Annotated in this window: 16 protein-coding genes; 10 read left to right on the top strand and 6 right to left on the bottom strand. The window is 32.5% G+C overall.

The window, feature by feature from the left end:
- Positions 1 to 59: 59 nt before the first annotated feature.
- The gene (locus J2W48_RS17090; RefSeq protein WP_310282895.1) at positions 60 to 1,598 is read right to left on the bottom strand and encodes a DEAD/DEAH box helicase; all 1,539 of its coding nucleotides are present in this window, start codon (positions 1,596 to 1,598) and stop codon (positions 60 to 62) included.
- A gap of 107 nt (positions 1,599 to 1,705) precedes the next feature.
- Entirely contained in the window at positions 1,706 to 2,239 is a 534-nt protein-coding gene (locus J2W48_RS17085; RefSeq protein WP_310282894.1) for a DUF6155 family protein, read from the bottom strand.
- Between the two features lie 104 nt (positions 2,240 to 2,343).
- Between J2W48_RS17085 and J2W48_RS17080 the strand changes: the two genes are divergently transcribed.
- Both J2W48_RS17080 and J2W48_RS17075 read left to right on the top strand, forming a co-directional pair.
- The gene (locus tag J2W48_RS17080; RefSeq protein ID WP_310282893.1) at positions 2,344 to 2,631 is read left to right on the top strand and encodes a DUF3817 domain-containing protein; all 288 of its coding nucleotides are present in this window, start codon (positions 2,344 to 2,346) and stop codon (positions 2,629 to 2,631) included.
- Between the two features lie 40 nt (positions 2,632 to 2,671).
- Entirely contained in the window at positions 2,672 to 3,862 is a 1,191-nt protein-coding gene (locus J2W48_RS17075; RefSeq protein ID WP_409025184.1) for a mechanosensitive ion channel family protein, read from the top strand.
- A 98-nt stretch (positions 3,863 to 3,960) separates the two neighbouring features.
- Here the strand turns inward: J2W48_RS17075 and J2W48_RS17070 are convergent, their stop codons facing one another.
- Entirely contained in the window at positions 3,961 to 4,389 is a 429-nt protein-coding gene (locus tag J2W48_RS17070; protein ID WP_310282892.1) for a hypothetical protein, read from the bottom strand.
- Between the two features lie 184 nt (positions 4,390 to 4,573).
- Complete coding sequence (locus J2W48_RS17065; protein WP_310282891.1) at positions 4,574 to 4,957, bottom strand: acyl-CoA thioesterase; 384 nt, start codon at positions 4,955 to 4,957, stop codon at positions 4,574 to 4,576.
- A gap of 70 nt (positions 4,958 to 5,027) precedes the next feature.
- Here J2W48_RS17065 and J2W48_RS17060 point away from each other — a divergent pair, with 70 nt between their 5' ends.
- Entirely contained in the window at positions 5,028 to 5,435 is a 408-nt protein-coding gene (locus J2W48_RS17060; protein ID WP_310282890.1) for a glyoxalase, read from the top strand.
- A 103-nt stretch (positions 5,436 to 5,538) separates the two neighbouring features.
- Here the strand turns inward: J2W48_RS17060 and J2W48_RS17055 are convergent, their stop codons facing one another.
- Both J2W48_RS17055 and J2W48_RS17050 read right to left on the bottom strand, forming a co-directional pair.
- Positions 5,539 to 7,281, bottom strand: coding sequence for a DUF885 domain-containing protein (locus J2W48_RS17055; RefSeq protein WP_310282889.1), 1,743 nt, complete (start codon positions 7,279 to 7,281; stop codon positions 5,539 to 5,541).
- Positions 7,282 to 7,320: 39 nt separating this feature from the next.
- Entirely contained in the window at positions 7,321 to 9,297 is a 1,977-nt protein-coding gene (locus J2W48_RS17050) for an alpha-ketoacid dehydrogenase subunit alpha/beta (RefSeq protein WP_310282888.1), read from the bottom strand.
- 164 nt (positions 9,298 to 9,461) lie between these two features.
- On the opposite strand from J2W48_RS17050, the gene J2W48_RS17045 reads away from it, so the two are divergent.
- From J2W48_RS17045 to J2W48_RS17015, 7 genes are all read left to right on the top strand, one after another.
- The gene (locus J2W48_RS17045; RefSeq protein WP_310282887.1) at positions 9,462 to 10,412 is read left to right on the top strand and encodes an isopenicillin N synthase family dioxygenase; all 951 of its coding nucleotides are present in this window, start codon (positions 9,462 to 9,464) and stop codon (positions 10,410 to 10,412) included.
- Positions 10,413 to 10,489: 77 nt separating this feature from the next.
- Positions 10,490 to 10,822 carry a translation initiation factor gene (locus J2W48_RS17040; RefSeq protein WP_310282886.1) on the top strand — a complete coding sequence of 111 codons (333 nt, stop codon included), beginning with the start codon at positions 10,490 to 10,492 and terminating at the stop codon, positions 10,820 to 10,822.
- An 87-nt stretch (positions 10,823 to 10,909) separates the two neighbouring features.
- On the top strand, positions 10,910 to 11,779 hold the full coding sequence (locus J2W48_RS17035; RefSeq protein ID WP_310282885.1) for a nucleoside phosphorylase: 870 nt from the start codon (positions 10,910 to 10,912) through the stop codon (positions 11,777 to 11,779).
- 263 nt (positions 11,780 to 12,042) lie between these two features.
- A complete protein-coding gene (locus J2W48_RS17030) occupies positions 12,043 to 12,429 on the top strand; it encodes a VOC family protein (protein ID WP_310282884.1) in 387 nt (128 codons plus the stop codon).
- A 3-nt stretch (positions 12,430 to 12,432) separates the two neighbouring features.
- Positions 12,433 to 12,906 (top strand): DUF4265 domain-containing protein, encoded by a 474-nt coding sequence (locus tag J2W48_RS17025; protein WP_310282883.1) that lies wholly within the window; start codon positions 12,433 to 12,435, stop codon positions 12,904 to 12,906.
- 56 nt (positions 12,907 to 12,962) lie between these two features.
- On the top strand, positions 12,963 to 13,814 hold the full coding sequence (locus J2W48_RS17020; RefSeq protein ID WP_310282882.1) for a substrate-binding domain-containing protein: 852 nt from the start codon (positions 12,963 to 12,965) through the stop codon (positions 13,812 to 13,814).
- 20 nt (positions 13,815 to 13,834) lie between these two features.
- Entirely contained in the window at positions 13,835 to 14,767 is a 933-nt protein-coding gene (locus J2W48_RS17015; protein ID WP_310282881.1) for a transglutaminase-like domain-containing protein, read from the top strand.
- Positions 14,768 to 15,012: the final 245 nt, after the last annotated feature.

Genomic DNA, 15,012 nt, shown 5'->3' with positions numbered 1-15,012 from the left:
TTTTAGGTATTGAAATCCGGTTCCCTGGCCTTGATTATCAGACTTTATAATTCAGAAAATCAATCTGGTTCGTTCATGATTTTTTCACGATACTTTTTACCAATCAATAAAACCATTTTTAGTTTGTAATCATCAACAAGCCATTCGCGGTAGTTTTTACTGCATTGGCTTAAACATTTTGCATAACGCTTAATTCGGCATTCGATATCGTCATCCAGTTCTTTTCCTAATGATTTTGCCTCTTGCAATGTTTCAGTATTATCTACGCACATTGCTGCATGTTGTTCTAATGATTTGTCTAATACTACTTTAGATCGTAAATTTTGTTTGATAATTAACTTATGTTCTTCATCAACATCAAAACTCACATCGGCAGTTTTACTGAATTTTGCACGTAATTCCGGTGGCATGCTGTATTTGAAGTATAACTCAATTTCAGTATCATCACGAAGGTTTTCCAAATAAAATTCGGGTGATTTAAAGATATGCTGCCAGTTGACAGGCTCACTCCACAAACCAAAACGTGCGGCATTATTACCTAAATCGATAACGGTAAATTCATCTTTACCGGGTAATTTACGGGATCCGCGACCAATCATCTGGTAGTATAACGTTAACGATTTTGTTGCTCTGTTCAGGATAATAGTTTCTACAGTTGGCTCATCAAATCCAGTTGTTAAAATTCCGACAGATGTTAAAATTGCATCCGGAGTCTTTTTGAACCATGCCAAAATATCTTTACGTTCTTCTGAACTGCTTGTATTATCAAGGTGTCTGATGTCATAACCTGCTTCCCTGAAAGTTTCATACACATATAACGAAGTATGAATACCATTATTAAAAATCAAGGTTTTTTTGCCTAAAGATTTCTCGGTATAGGCATGCAGTAATTTTTCCTGCATTACGGTATTGGTGTATAAATCATCTGATGATTTTACGGTGTAATCTCCATTAATACCAACTTTTAGAGATGTTAGACCAACATCATAACTATATGTTGTGGCTTTTGCCAAAAAGCCTTTGTTTATTAACGAACTGATTGTGTCACCCACAATAAGTTCATCATAACTTTGGTGCATTGGCAATTTTATGTTCGAACTTAAAGGAGTTGCTGTTACGCCCAAAATGAAGGCATTTTTAAACGAGCTCAATAATTTTCTGAATGAATTGTAGTGTGCTTCATCAATAATAACCAAACCAATATTATCAAGATGCAATTTCTCATCATTGATACGGTTCTTTAAAGTCTCCACCATCGCAACAAAACAAGAATATTCGTTCTGATCAGGCAGTTCTTTTACTTTACTATTGATGATTTTATTGGAAACCCCGAAGCCTTTCAACATTTTTGAAGTCTGTTTACAAAGCTCAATACGGTGTGTCAGAACTACAACTTTTTTATCATTATTGGCTAAATAACGACGAACGATTTCGGAAAAAATCACTGTTTTTCCACCTCCTGTAGGCAATTGATATAATAAATGATGTTGCGGAGGAGCATTGTCTAAACGTTCAAAAATGGCATCGATGTCACCTTTTTGGTATGCATAAAGTTCTTTTTTCTCTTCTCTTTCTATTTCTAAAGTGTTTTGAGACATTGTGATTTTTGGATTTTTGCAAAAATACACCTAAAAAACAGTTATTCGTCTTATTTTATCATAAAATAAATGATTTTTTTAAATAAGATTTTTTATGAGAGTGACTTTTAAAAGTCAATTTTTTCTAAAATAGCTTCAAAATCATCCTTATTCTTCCATTTTTGCTTAAATGTTTCTTCTTTAATAGCGTAAATCCGGGACTTAAATTCATTTAAAATTCCGTTTGAGATGATAAAATTTAGAGCTTGTTCGTATGAATTAAGCATACTTTTATAAAAAAGTTCCTGTTTGATGAAATTTGAAGAGGAAAAAGTTTGTGCAATTTCAATATTGTATAACATGGCATCTGCAATAATAAAGGGATCCACTCCTATTAAAATAAAATGCTTAATATATTTTTGTGCTACAGAACGTCGCATTTTTGCTTTCGGACGCCATTTTGCATTGGGTTTCTTTACAGGAAAATATTCATGAGAGATTTTCGATTTGTAATCCTGCAAAAGTTTATCTTCTTTTGGATTAAAAACAAAATCATAGAAAACTTTTACAGGACTAAATTTTTCATACAATTCGATAATTTGCTCTTCGAGTTGCTCTTTATTTAATTCTCCTAAATATTTTTTTAAATCACGCTTACTCATTATCAAAGTTTAAGATCACAAAAGTAAATTACTTTTGTGATTCATACTCTAATAATCAACGATAATACTTAATTTTGCCAGTTATAAATTCAAAAAACAGATACATGCTCAAGATTTTTAAAGTTACCGCAATTTTAGAAGGAATCTCATATTTAGTATTAATCGCTAATATGTTGATCCTAAAATCGAATAATCCAGAACTTTATCATACAATAGTACGTCCGTTTGGAATGGCACACGGAGTCTTATTTATTGGTTACATAATTTTGGCATTTTTACTAAAAAAACCTCAAAATTGGGACTTAAAAACTTTTGGAATTATCCTGATTGCCTCTCTTATTCCGTTTGGAACTTTTTATATTGAGAAAAAGTATTTATCACATAATGCATAAAATATTTAACTTTTTTTATCCTCTTTTTAGAGATTGGGGAATGAGCCGCAATTTTGCTTCTTATATCAGCCTCATCTTTAATATTATAATAATGGTGGCATTGGCTTATGCCATTTATTATATAGCCAAATTTGTTTTGGTTACGCTGACTGCTATTTTTGCTCAGCGGACCAAAACCAAATTTGACGATTATTTAATACACAATAAAACAACAAAATACACAGCGTATTTAATTCCGTTTTTCTTTATTTATAAAGCGGTTCCAATTATTCTGGATAAATATGAATATTGGGAATTGATGTTTGGAAAAATAGTTGGCATTTATATAGTTTTGATTAGTTTATGGATTATCAGAACAATTTTTAATGCCTTACGCGATTATCTGAAGCAAAAACCAGAGTATAGTGACAAACCAATAGACAGTTTCGTTCAGGTTATTATGATTGTCCTTTGGATTTTTGGAGTGGCCATGATTATCTCAACATTATTCGCAATAAAAAAAGGCGAATTACTAACAATTTTAGGGGCACTTTCAGCTATTATCATCCTGATTTTCAGAGATACTATTTTAGGGTTTGTATCAAGTGTTCAGGTTGCGATAAATGATATGGTCCGTATTGGCGACTGGATAACAATGGATAAATTTGGTGCTGACGGAGATGTAATCGAAATTAATTTAACGACAGTAAAAGTTCGGAATTTTGATAACACCATTACTACGATTCCCACTTATGCTTTGAGTTCAGACTCTTTTCAGAACTGGCGAGGAATGCAAAAATCTGAAGGAAGACGTATTAAAAGACACATTTTAATTAAAAGCAGTAGTATTCGATTTTTGAATGATGACGATTTGATTCAGATGAAAAAAGTGCAATTGATAAGTTCTTACATTGAAACCAGACAAACAGAAATTGAAAAATATAATGATTTACGAGGAATTGATAAATCGCTGGCACTGAATGGACGAAACATGACGAATTTAGGCCTGTTCAGAAAATATATCATGCAATACCTGATAAATTATCCAGGATTGAATAAAGATATGCATATTATGTGCCGTCAGTTACAGCCAACCGAGCATGGAGTTCCTTTAGAAATTTATGCTTTTTCCAGCGATAAACGCTGGGCCAATTATGAATACATAATGGCAGATATTTTTGACCACACGATTGCTTCAGTAGTTTATTTTGATCTTGAAATATTTGAACTCCCATCGAAAATTGGTCGTTAAAAAAAAACTTTTTAGCCCCATATAAGCCCCATATAAGATATAAGAAATTATAACCAAATTTAAATCTAAACTTATACCATTTATTGTTTCACTATTTTTTAATTGTTTTTTTCTTCAAAAATAAATTTTGAATTCTCATAATCTATAGGTGTCCCCGGCATAAAACAAGGAAGATTCATGTACGTACCTATCACGCCGCTTCCTAAAAACAGTTTATTGTCTTTTTTTAATAAAGCCAAAGGAATTCTTTTCCAGCCGCCGCCATAGCTGATATAATGAAAATCACCTCTTAAAGTATCTCCTTTTATATCTCCCCTGACATCCCCGGAATCTTTGCCAATCTTATAATGCGATATTTCATAACGGCCGTAAAAACGTTTATCATTAATATTTATTGATAAAATTGCTGTGTCTTTATTATGTACTGCACGATAAACTACAGGATTGTATTTATCCTTTTCTTCTTTGGAATTACAGGAAAATAAAAGAACTAATATTAGAGAAAGAAACAATAAAAAAAATTTCATATATCTGGGATGAGTTTTAAGCAATAATAAGTAACAGGAACGATATTTTGTCGCATTTGATAGTGTCAAATCCGCAGTAACGACTAAGGTTGCTCTAAAAAAACCGGCATTATTTCAAGTATTACTTATGTCCTTTTAAATAAAACTTATTTTTTTTATATACCTTATATGGTAAAAATGATATTTACAACCGATCTTTTACAAATTCGATCTGTGTTTTTCCGTGTGCTTTTGGTTTTCCGTCCTCACCCAAATTAACCATAGTCGTATGATCAATTGTGATGATAATTTCGCGGGTCATCATATTTCTTACAGCACATTTTAGTACTAATGATGTATGGCCAAATTTTACAACATCAATTCCAATTTCAACAATATCACCTTGTCTGGCAGAGCTTTTAAAATTGATTTCAGACATGTGTTTAGTGACAACTCTCGGGTTTTCTAATTGCACAATCGAGTATAAAGCCAGCTCTTCATCTATCCAGGCTAATAACTGTCCGCCGAATAAAGTTCCGTTTGGATTTAAATCTTGGGGTTTAACCCATTTTCTGGTATGGAATCTCATGTTTTTTATATTATAATAACAAAAATAGGGTTTTACTATGGGATTTTTTCTTTAATTTTAAAGAAAAAACATGGCAGACAGAGACACTTTTTTAAAAGAATTCAGAGGCGAAACTTTAGGAACCGTAAGTGCTCAATCTTCTTCTGATGAGCTGTTTCAAAATCAGACGATTAGACCTATTTTAAAACTTCAAAATGATTTGTTTATAGCTGTTTTTATTAATTATGTGAATAAAAACAAAGCTGATTTTTATTCCTATTCTGTTGAAAAGAAGATTCAGACTATTGAAAATTCTATTCAAAAGGATATTAAATTCAGAAATTCCCTAAAAGGAATAATTATGGCATTGTTTACTATTCAGGAATACAATACTTACATCCAGAACTCCTCAAGTTTAAACAAAAGAATGATGAATTTATTGATTGACCGATTGAAAAGTCAGGTTCAATTGTTTGAAGTGGAATCTGATTCGAAATAGCGGATTAAATATAATGTATAAACCAAAAAAAAGAAAGCGCATTAAATCCTAAAATCTAATGCGCTCGCGATCTTTCTTTTTTTTAATTCAATTTATTCTTTAATTATTCTTTAGGCAGCATCAATTCTTTAATATACATAACCGGAGCACTTCCAAAACTTAGGAATTTTTCGTGAAATTGTTTCAAATTAAATTTATCTCCCTGTTGTTTTTTAAGTTCTTCCCTTAAATTATAAATTTCAGTATATCCTGTAAAATAAGAACACAATTGTACTTGCGATAAAGTTACGCGTTTCCACTTCCCTTCTGCTTCTGCCTGCTGTTGAAAAGCTTCTTTTGTAAGTAAGTCCAGCGCAGCTTCCTTAGACATATTTTTAGTATGAACACTAATATCCAAAATCGTATTGCAGGTCGTTCTTAAATTCCATTTATAGTACATCAACCACATTTCATCCGAATTTTTATAACCGCTTTCCAACATCATTTTCTCAGCATAAACAGCCCAGCCTTCAACCATGGCCCCGTTTCCTAAAATAGATTTGATGATACTCGGTGACTGATTACTGTACACTAATTGCGTATAATGTCCCGGAATTGCTTCATGAATATTTAAAATCTGTAAAATATAATCGTTGTATTCACGTAAATAACTTTCAGCATTTTCAGGAGTCCAGCCTGACATACTTCCAACATTATAATAAGTATTGGCATTTTTATCATAAGGTCCGGGAGCCGATATTGAAGCACCCGCAACTCCAGCCATATAAGCAGGTTCTTTACGAACAACAAGAGGTTTTGAAGGATCAATATACAATAAATCTTTTGCTTTTACATAAGCCGTTAATTCGGGAATTTGCTTTTCAATTTCAGATTGAAAATTCTCCGGTGTAGTATGTTTCAACGAAATCTCGTCAATTACCTGTTTAATTAAATCCAGTTTTTGAGTTGGTTTTAAAGAATCTCCTTTATATTTGGTCCAAAGCTTATCTGCCAAAACAAACATTTTATCATGCAAATCTTTTTTATGATCAAGGGCTATTTGGTAAATTTCGTCAGCTGAATATCCTGATTGAATATCAAAATCAAATTTTTTAGCGTATAGTTCAGATCCTAATCTAAAAGAGCGTGGTGCCTTATTCTGCAAAGATTTTAACCAATTCGCATATTCCTTGATTGCGTTGACAGAAATCTTAGCTTTATCCAATATTTGTTTTTTCTCATCACTACTTAATTTACTTTTTTGTAAAGCAGTATTCAAATCGGTTTCAAAAACGGAAGAACCACCCAAATTTTGGAAAATCGCCAATTCAGTATGTTCAATAGTTGGATTTTTGATATTCTTTTTAGCTGCTTCATAATAAGCCGGAACCGTATTCATTTTTGCATTAAAAGCACGGAGACGAACTTCTAAAGAGTCGTATTTACCATTTAAAATTTCTGAAAAAGAACCGCAAACATTATATTCGGCAGGATTCCATTCAAATGATTTTAATTCTTTAATACTAAACAAGTTGCTTTCCATTTGATTTTTTATCATATGAAAATCCGTTTTGTTGTTATCCGACAAACTCTGGATATCAAATTGTTTTAATGAATCTAACTGCGCATTTGCGAAATCTAATTGCCTTTTTAGCTCTTCATTGTCAGGAACAACCAAAACACTATCTAATTTATGATAACCAGCGCCAGAAGCCCAGCCAGGATTAATTTTCCATAAAGCAGTAACAAAACCATCTTTATATTTGTCGAATTTTTTATCTAAATCTTCATCTGCGTTGGTTTTCGTGCTTTTGTTGCAGGAAAAAAGTAAGGTGATTGTAATAATGGCAACAAGTAGTTTTTTCATATATGTTTATTAAAGAATAAAAAGGTAAATGATAATTTATTAATACGCTAATAGAGCAATAAGCTCTTTTTCGAACCGGTCTTTTGGCAAGAATTGATCTTCCAGTGCTTTTGTGAACGGAATTGGAGAATCTAAACTGGCTACCCTTTTTACAGGTGCATCCAGGTATTGAAAACATTCTTCCATAATTAAGGCCGAAATATCACTGGCAATTCCGCCGAACATAGTATCTTCCTGATAGATGATTACTTTTCCTGTCTTTTTCACGGATGCAAAAATAGTTTCGGTATCCAAAGGCTGCAAAGTTCTTAAATCGATCAAATCTGCTTCTATTTCAGGATTATTTGCCAAAGTATCCAGCGCCCAATGTACAGGAGCTCCAAAAGCAATTATCGTTATAGATCTTCCTTCTTTTAATAATGCCGCTTTCCCTAACGGAATGGTATAATAATCGGTTGGAACATCCTGATACACACTTCTGTATAATTGTTTGTGTTCGAAAAACAGAACAGGATTTGGATCATTTATCGAAGTATTCAATAAGCCTTTAGCATCATAAGGAAAAGCCGGATATACGACTTTTAAACCTGGGGTTTTAGTAAACCACGCCTCATTAGTCTGTGAGTGAAAAGGTCCTGCCTGAGTTCCGCCGCCACATGGCATCCGAACCACAACATCTGCTTTTTCACCCCAACGATAATGCGATTTGGCCAGTAAATTTACAATTGGATTAAAACCAGTTGATACAAAATCGGCAAACTGCATTTCTACAATGGCTTTGTAACCGTTAATCGATAAACCCATTGCTGTAGAAACAACGGCACTTTCGCAAATTGGCGTATTTCGAATCCTGTCTTTTCCAAAAAACTCAACAAACCCGTCTGTAATTTTAAAAGCCCCACCATATTCAGCAATATCCTGCCCCATAATTATTAGGTTCTTATGATGTAGCATAGACTGCTCTAAACTATTTCTGATTGCATCTATAAAACGAATATTTTTAGATTCTAATGTAGAAATAACTTCTTCATATTGAAAAGGTTTGTAAACATCATTTAACTCTTCGCTGTAATTTGGAACTATTTCTGGTTCAGCATTGGCAATGGCTAGATTTTCGTCGATTTCATTCTTGATTTCACTGTGAAACTCCCCATCAAGTTCAGCAGTCAATACACCAATATCAATCAAATAATTGCGATAATTTGTTACCGGATCTTTTGCAGCCCATTCATTCATTAATTCCTGCGGAACATATTTTGTGCCGCTCGCCTCTTCGTGGCCACGCATTCTAAAGGTTTTAAATTCCAATAATACAGGATGCGGATTTTCCTGCATTGAAGCTTTTAATTCTGATAATTTCGTGTAAACTTCCAGGATATTATTTCCGTCAATAATGTAGCTTTCCATTCCGTAGCCAATGCCTTTATCAGCAAGGTTTTCGCAAGAATATTGTTCGTTCACTGGAGTCGAAAGACCATAACCATTGTTTTCAATAATAAACATGACGGGCAATTTCCAAACGGCAGCAATATTCAGTGCTTCATGAAAATCGCCTTCGCTCGTTGCTCCTTCACCGGTAAAAACAGCGGTGATTTTTTTATTGTTTTGAAGCTTATTAGCTAAGGCAATTCCGTCTGCAATCCCTAATTGCGGTCCCAGATGCGAAATCATTCCGATAATTTTATATTCTTGTGTCCCAAAATGAAAACTACGGTCCCTTCCTTTTGTAAAACCATTTGCTTTTCCCTGCCATTGCGAAAACAACCGGTACAACGGAATATTTCTGGATGTAAAAACCCCAAGGTTTCTATGCATAGGCAATACATATTCAGATTCATCCAAAACAGCAGTGACTCCTACTGAAATTGCTTCCTGCCCAATTCCGGAAAACCATTTGGACACTTTTCCCTGCCGAATTAAGATAAGCATCTTTTCTTCGATTAATCGGGGTTTTAGTAATTTCTTATATAAATCTAATAATTGAGCATCAGTAAGGCCTTGTCTGTAAAAGATCATTGTTTTCCAGTTTTGTTATTTCAAAGATAAAATTTTACAACAGTTATAAAGATTATTGTTATTAAATTTTAATATAACTTTTAAAATTCAAATCTAAAATATTCTCTACATTTGTAAGGCAAAGGTTTTAAGCGCCTTTTGACAATTAAATAAAAATGTAAAGTATGCAAAACATTCCTAGTGTAGACTTACGTGATTTCCTTTCGGGCGACCCGGAACGTAAACAAAAATTTGTAAATGAAATCGGCAGTGCATTTGAAAACATTGGCTTCGTAGCCCTAAAAGGTCATTTTTTAGATGATCAGCTGGTAAACGAACTTTATAGCGAAATTCGAAAATTTTTCGCTTTGCCAATAGAAACCAAACATAATTATGAAATTCCCGGAATTGGCGGACAAAGAGGTTATGTGTCTTTTGGAAAAGAACATGCCAAAGGACGTAAAGAAGGAGATTTGAAAGAGTTTTGGCACTTTGGTCAATATATTGACAAAGATTCAAAATATGCCTCAGAATATCCTGATAATGTTGAAGTAAAAGAATTACCTCGTTTTAATATTATAGGTAAGGAAGCGTATCAAATGCTGGAGAAAACGGGTATTTATGTATTAAGAGCGCTGGCTTTGCATTTAGGTTTAAACGAGTTTTATTTTGATGAATATGCAAAAGAAGGAAACTCTATTTTAAGACCTATTCATTACCCACCCATTACTTCTGAACCAGAAAATGCGATTCGTGCAGCAGCTCACGGCGATATTAACCTTATTACTTTATTAATGGGGGCTCAGGGCAAAGGATTACAGGTTCAGAATCATGATGGAGAATGGATTGATGCCATTGCTGCAGATGATGAATTAGTAATTAATGTGGGTGATATGTTGTCAAGACATACCAACAACAAATTAAAATCTACAATTCATCAGGTTGTAAATCCACCCAGAGAATTATGGGGTACCTCACGTTATTCTATTCCGTTTTTTATGCACCCTGTCAGCGATATGCGTCTGGATTGTTTAGAAAACTGTATTGATGCTGAGAATCCTAAGAAATTCGAGGATATTACAGCAGGAGATTATTTATACGAACGTTTAGTAGATTTAGGTTTAATAAAAAAATAATCTTTAAATTTACGAGAAGTAATAAAAAGACATTGAGTTTCCTGCTTAATGTCTTTTTAATTTTAAAAAATGAGATAATGGACTTTAAAGATCAACTTAAAAATTTATTTCCAGAGCATGTTGAATCAAATGAACCTGAAGACACTCAGGAAGATGAACATGTACTTTATGTTCAAAAAGAGCCTATGATTTGCAAATTCGAAAAGCGAAAAGGAAAAGCAACAACCATAATCGAAGGCTATGAAGGATCTGACGAAGATTTTAAAATTCTCGCCAAAGAAATTAAAACAAAACTAAGTGTTGGCGGAACATTCAAAGATGATTCAATCATCATTCAGGGAGATTATCGTGACAAGATTATGGCTATTTTAAAAGAAAAAGGATTTAAAACAAAACGAGTTGGAGGTTAACAGATTTTAAAACTTTAAAGAAAGACGTACTGCTGTGCGCACTTCAACCGAAACCTCAGAACCTTTGCAACTTAGCACCTCAAAAAAATGATACAAGCATCAGAATTAATACTAAATCAGGATGGAAGTGTTTACCACTTAAACCTTCGCCCTGAACACATAGCGCACGATATAATTTTTGTTGGAGATCAGAACAGAGTTGAAAAAATTACTCAGTTTTTTGATTCCATCGAATTTTCGACACAAAAAAGAGAATTTAAAACCCAAACCGGAATTTACAAAGGAAAAAGAATCTCGGTAATTTCAACCGGGATTGGACCTGATAATATAGATATTGTTTTAAACGAATTAGACGCTTTGGTAAATATCAATTTAGAAACGCGTCAGCCGAAGAAAGAACTAACTTCCCTAAATATTATCAGAATTGGAACTTCAGGTTCTCTACAAAAAGATATTCCGGTGGATAGTTTTGTAATGTCTAAATTTGGGCTTGGTTTAGATAATATGCTTCGCTCCTATTTGATTGATGATATTTCGCAAGATGCTTTAGAAGATGCATTTATCGTTCATACTAATTGGGATATCCGAAAAGGAAGACCATATGCGATTGCCTGTTCAGAAACATTAGAAAAAATAATTGAAAGCGATAAGATATTTAAAGGAATAACTGCTACTTCCGGAGGATTTTATGGTCCTCAGGGACGTGTTTTACGTTTGAATATTCAGGATGAAGGGCTAAACAACAAAATGGATAATTTTAGTTTTAATGATGACAGAATTACTAATTTAGAAATGGAAACAGCGGCAATTTATGGGCTTTCAGCACTTCTGGGGCATAATGCTTTATCATTAAATGCCATTATCGCCAATCGTGCCTCGGGAACTTTTAGTGAAGATCCGTATAAAGCCGTTGATGAGTTGATTGGGTATACGTTGGATAAATTGGCAGAAAAATAATGTTCGGTTTTTTAATTGATCATATAATTTTTCAACCAATAAGAAAATTTACTTTAGGCGTGGGAGGTTTATTTAGATGGAGCTTTTTTCAACTTCTAAATGTATCTATTGAAGAAAAATATCCAAAAAGTTTAGAATATTACTGGGATAATGAATGATAGTGACATTATTGATAAAAATGGATTCACTACAGCACAGAAAAATTTATTCGCAGGATTTATACTTTTCATCTGCTTTATAATTTTAATTGAAAAATTAGAGAAATGATTTTACGAGTTGCACGACACACTAATAATTTAGAAATAATTGAAGATTTTTATGTAAACATACTCGGTTTTGAACGATTAGGAGGTTTTGAGAACCACAATAATTACGATGGCATTTTTATAGGAAAATCAGGTTCAGACTGGCATTTTGAATTTACACGATCTGATGTTAAAGCCAATCACACGTTTGATGAAGATGATATTATGGTGCTATATCCGGATACAATTAGAAAATATAATGAGCTATTGCAAAATCTTATAGATAACAATATCTCAAGAACAACTCCAATTAATCCATATTGGAATGAAAATGGACAAATGTTTCTGGATCCGGATGGTTATCGTATTGTGATTTCGCCTTTAAAAGCAACAAAATTAAATTAGAGAATGGCAGAAACACACACAAAAATCCTATTTAGATATTATAGTGATTTGTTAGAAGATATAATTGTAGAAACTATGTGGACAGAAATTATTGATTTGGAAAAAGGATATTTCAAATTAGATAACATTCCTTTTTTTGGGCCTCTAATTGCAACAGACGATATTTTATTTGCAGAATATGATGAAGATGAAGAATGTCTGGTTTACAGGAAAACGATAGAGTCTTCAGGAAATTCAATTGTTCAGGTTGTTATTTTAGAAAAAGGTTTTGATAAAGAAATAATCAGAGAAAAATTAAAATCCGTTAATTGTTTATCAGAAGGTTTAAATGAAACCTTATTTGCAGTTGAAGTTCTAAAAGACGTAGACTATGCAATTGTAAAAAAGCTATTAAATGAATATGAATCGCTTTTGATAATAGAATTTGCAGAACCTTGTCTTTCTGAAAAACACAAAACGGATTTATTAAAAAATTAAAAAACAAACTTAAATACGCATCCAAACAAACAACTTAACTTAAACTTAAAACCATAATGAAAACAGTAAAAATTGCAGGTGTTCCCGAACACTTCAATTTGCCATGGCATCTTTGCATTGAAAATGGCGAATTTGAAGCCGAAAATATAGATTTACAATGGAAAAATATTCCTGAAGGTACCGGAAAAATGTGCCAGATGCTTCGTGATGGTGAAACAGATATGGCAGTTATTCTGACAGAAGGAATTGTAAAAGACATTGTAGCCGGAAATCCAAGCAAAATTGTTCAAATTTATGTTCAGTCTCCTTTAATTTGGGGAATTCATGTTGCTGCAAAATCTAATTTTCATACTATAAAAGATCTTGAAAATAAAAAAGTTGCTATTTCAAGATTAGGATCCGGATCACAATTAATGGCATATGTAAATGCCAATAATCAAGGTTGGAAAACAGATAATTTAGAGTTTAAAACTATTAATACAATTGATGGCGCTGTCGAAGCTTTAACCAACGGAACTGCGGATTATTTTATGTGGGAACATTTTATGACCAAACCTCTTGTTGATCAGGGTATTTTTAGACGTGTTGGTGATTGCCCTACCCCATGGCCTTCATTTGTAATTGCTGTTCGGGATGAATTTTTAAAGAAAAACCCTAAAATAATTGAAAAAATTCTTGAAATCATTAATAGCACGACACAGGATTTTATTCAAATCCCAGATATAGATAAGACATTGGCAGATATTTTTAATCAAAAACTGGAAGATATCCAGGAATGGCTAAAGCTAACACAATGGACACAAAAAAATTTAACGGAAAAAACTTTTATTAAAATTCAAAATCAGTTATTTGATCTGGGAATTATTGATAAAAAAAGTACTTTTGTTGAAATCGTAAAAGCATTTTAAAAATATTGCTTTTTATTGCTATGATAAAAATTCCAAAAATTGACTTTCCAAAATTAAAATCTAAATTACAGGTGAAATCTCCCTGGGATAGGATCATTATTATGGTGTTAAGTCTTTTAATAACGATTCCAATTTTTATCATTCTGCATCAAAACCTAATCGATTTAAAATGGCCTTTCAATTTAGATCGCGTATTTATTTTTATATTTATTTTTGTTGCTATTTTTTTTCTTTTAATGCTCTTACGAACAATTATATTGGTTTGTATTGCAATTTATTTATTGATTTTATTTTATGGAAGTGTTATTGGAAATTACGGTTTTACTGAAATTTCAGAAGATTACAATTCCATGATTTATACCATGTCTGATAATCCTTTTCCACAAGACATTATTGTTGCCAAATTGCTGCCGTTTCCAAATAAATCAAAAATTATTAATGCGATAGAATATCAGGATCCAAAAGTTCGAAATTTTGCCATTATGTCAATAAATGAGCATTTTAAAGGTATAAAAGGCTATTCTGATTACAGGACAATTATCCAATGTTTCGCTGTTTTTAAGGAAATTAATAGTCGTTGGAATTATGTAAATGATCCTAAAGAGGGTGATTATATTGCTACTGCCAGCGAATCATTAGAGTATTTTTCAGGAGATTGCGATGATCATTCGATTTTAATGGCGGCTGCTATTCGCTCTATTGGAGGTACTCCAAGACTAATTCATACTAAAGGACATATCTATCCAGAAATTCTTATTGGTTCATTAATAGATTTAGAAAAAGTAAATTATCTGATAAAAAATGTTCTTTTTGTAAAAGAAAGCCAAGGTAAAAAGCTTCATTATCATATAGATGAACGTGGTCAGGTTTGGTTAAACCTTGATTATACAGCAAAATACCCAGGAGGTCCTTTTATGTACGAAGAAATTTTGGGAGCCTTAACATTGAAGTGATTACTTTTATTGTTTTCTGAAATAGAAAAATATTTCATAAATAAAAATCATGAAATCTTTCTTTGTCCTTAATTTATTGGTCTCAGATATAGTTTACAACTATACGTACTTTAATACATTTAGCTTAAACTTCTAAAAAAATATTAGCCACAAATTACACAAATTAATAAGTGTTAATTCGTGTAATTTGTGGCTAATAAAATAGTGTTACAGCAGACTTTTAGTCTGTCAACTAGATATGGCTT

Origin of the sequence: Flavobacterium piscis, assembly GCF_031457575.1 — a bacterium.
GTDB classification, from domain to species: domain Bacteria; phylum Bacteroidota; class Bacteroidia; order Flavobacteriales; family Flavobacteriaceae; genus Flavobacterium; species Flavobacterium piscis_A.
Note: the sequence above shows the minus strand (reverse complement) of the source record. Positions and strands in the feature narration are given on the sequence as shown.

Bases quoted from the DNA above. Each gene is read 5' to 3' on its own strand.
- J2W48_RS17050 (WP_310282888.1), bottom strand. From the start codon at position 9,297: ATGATCTTTTACAGACAAGGCCTTACTGATGCTCAATTATTAGATTTA.
- J2W48_RS17065 (WP_310282891.1), bottom strand. From the start codon at position 4,957: ATGAGATTCCATACCAGAAAATGGGTTAAACCCCAAGATTTAAATCCA.
- J2W48_RS17020 (WP_310282882.1), top strand. From the start codon at position 12,963: ATGAAAACAGTAAAAATTGCAGGTGTTCCCGAACACTTCAATTTGCCA.
- J2W48_RS17090 (WP_310282895.1), bottom strand. From the start codon at position 1,598: ATGTCTCAAAACACTTTAGAAATAGAAAGAGAAGAGAAAAAAGAACTT.
- J2W48_RS17055 (WP_310282889.1), bottom strand. From the start codon at position 7,281: ATGAAAAAACTACTTGTTGCCATTATTACAATCACCTTACTTTTTTCC.
- J2W48_RS17075 (WP_409025184.1), top strand. From the start codon at position 2,672: ATGAGCCGCAATTTTGCTTCTTATATCAGCCTCATCTTTAATATTATA.
- J2W48_RS17015 (WP_310282881.1), top strand. From the start codon at position 13,835: ATGATAAAAATTCCAAAAATTGACTTTCCAAAATTAAAATCTAAATTA.
- J2W48_RS17085 (WP_310282894.1), bottom strand. From the start codon at position 2,239: ATGAGTAAGCGTGATTTAAAAAAATATTTAGGAGAATTAAATAAAGAG.
- J2W48_RS17045 (WP_310282887.1), top strand. From the start codon at position 9,462: ATGCAAAACATTCCTAGTGTAGACTTACGTGATTTCCTTTCGGGCGAC.
- J2W48_RS17035 (WP_310282885.1), top strand. From the start codon at position 10,910: ATGATACAAGCATCAGAATTAATACTAAATCAGGATGGAAGTGTTTAC.
- J2W48_RS17060 (WP_310282890.1), top strand. From the start codon at position 5,028: ATGGCAGACAGAGACACTTTTTTAAAAGAATTCAGAGGCGAAACTTTA.
- J2W48_RS17080 (WP_310282893.1), top strand. From the start codon at position 2,344: ATGCTCAAGATTTTTAAAGTTACCGCAATTTTAGAAGGAATCTCATAT.
- J2W48_RS17030 (WP_310282884.1), top strand. From the start codon at position 12,043: ATGATTTTACGAGTTGCACGACACACTAATAATTTAGAAATAATTGAA.
- J2W48_RS17025 (WP_310282883.1), top strand. From the start codon at position 12,433: ATGGCAGAAACACACACAAAAATCCTATTTAGATATTATAGTGATTTG.
- J2W48_RS17070 (WP_310282892.1), bottom strand. From the start codon at position 4,389: ATGAAATTTTTTTTATTGTTTCTTTCTCTAATATTAGTTCTTTTATTT.
- J2W48_RS17040 (WP_310282886.1), top strand. From the start codon at position 10,490: ATGGACTTTAAAGATCAACTTAAAAATTTATTTCCAGAGCATGTTGAA.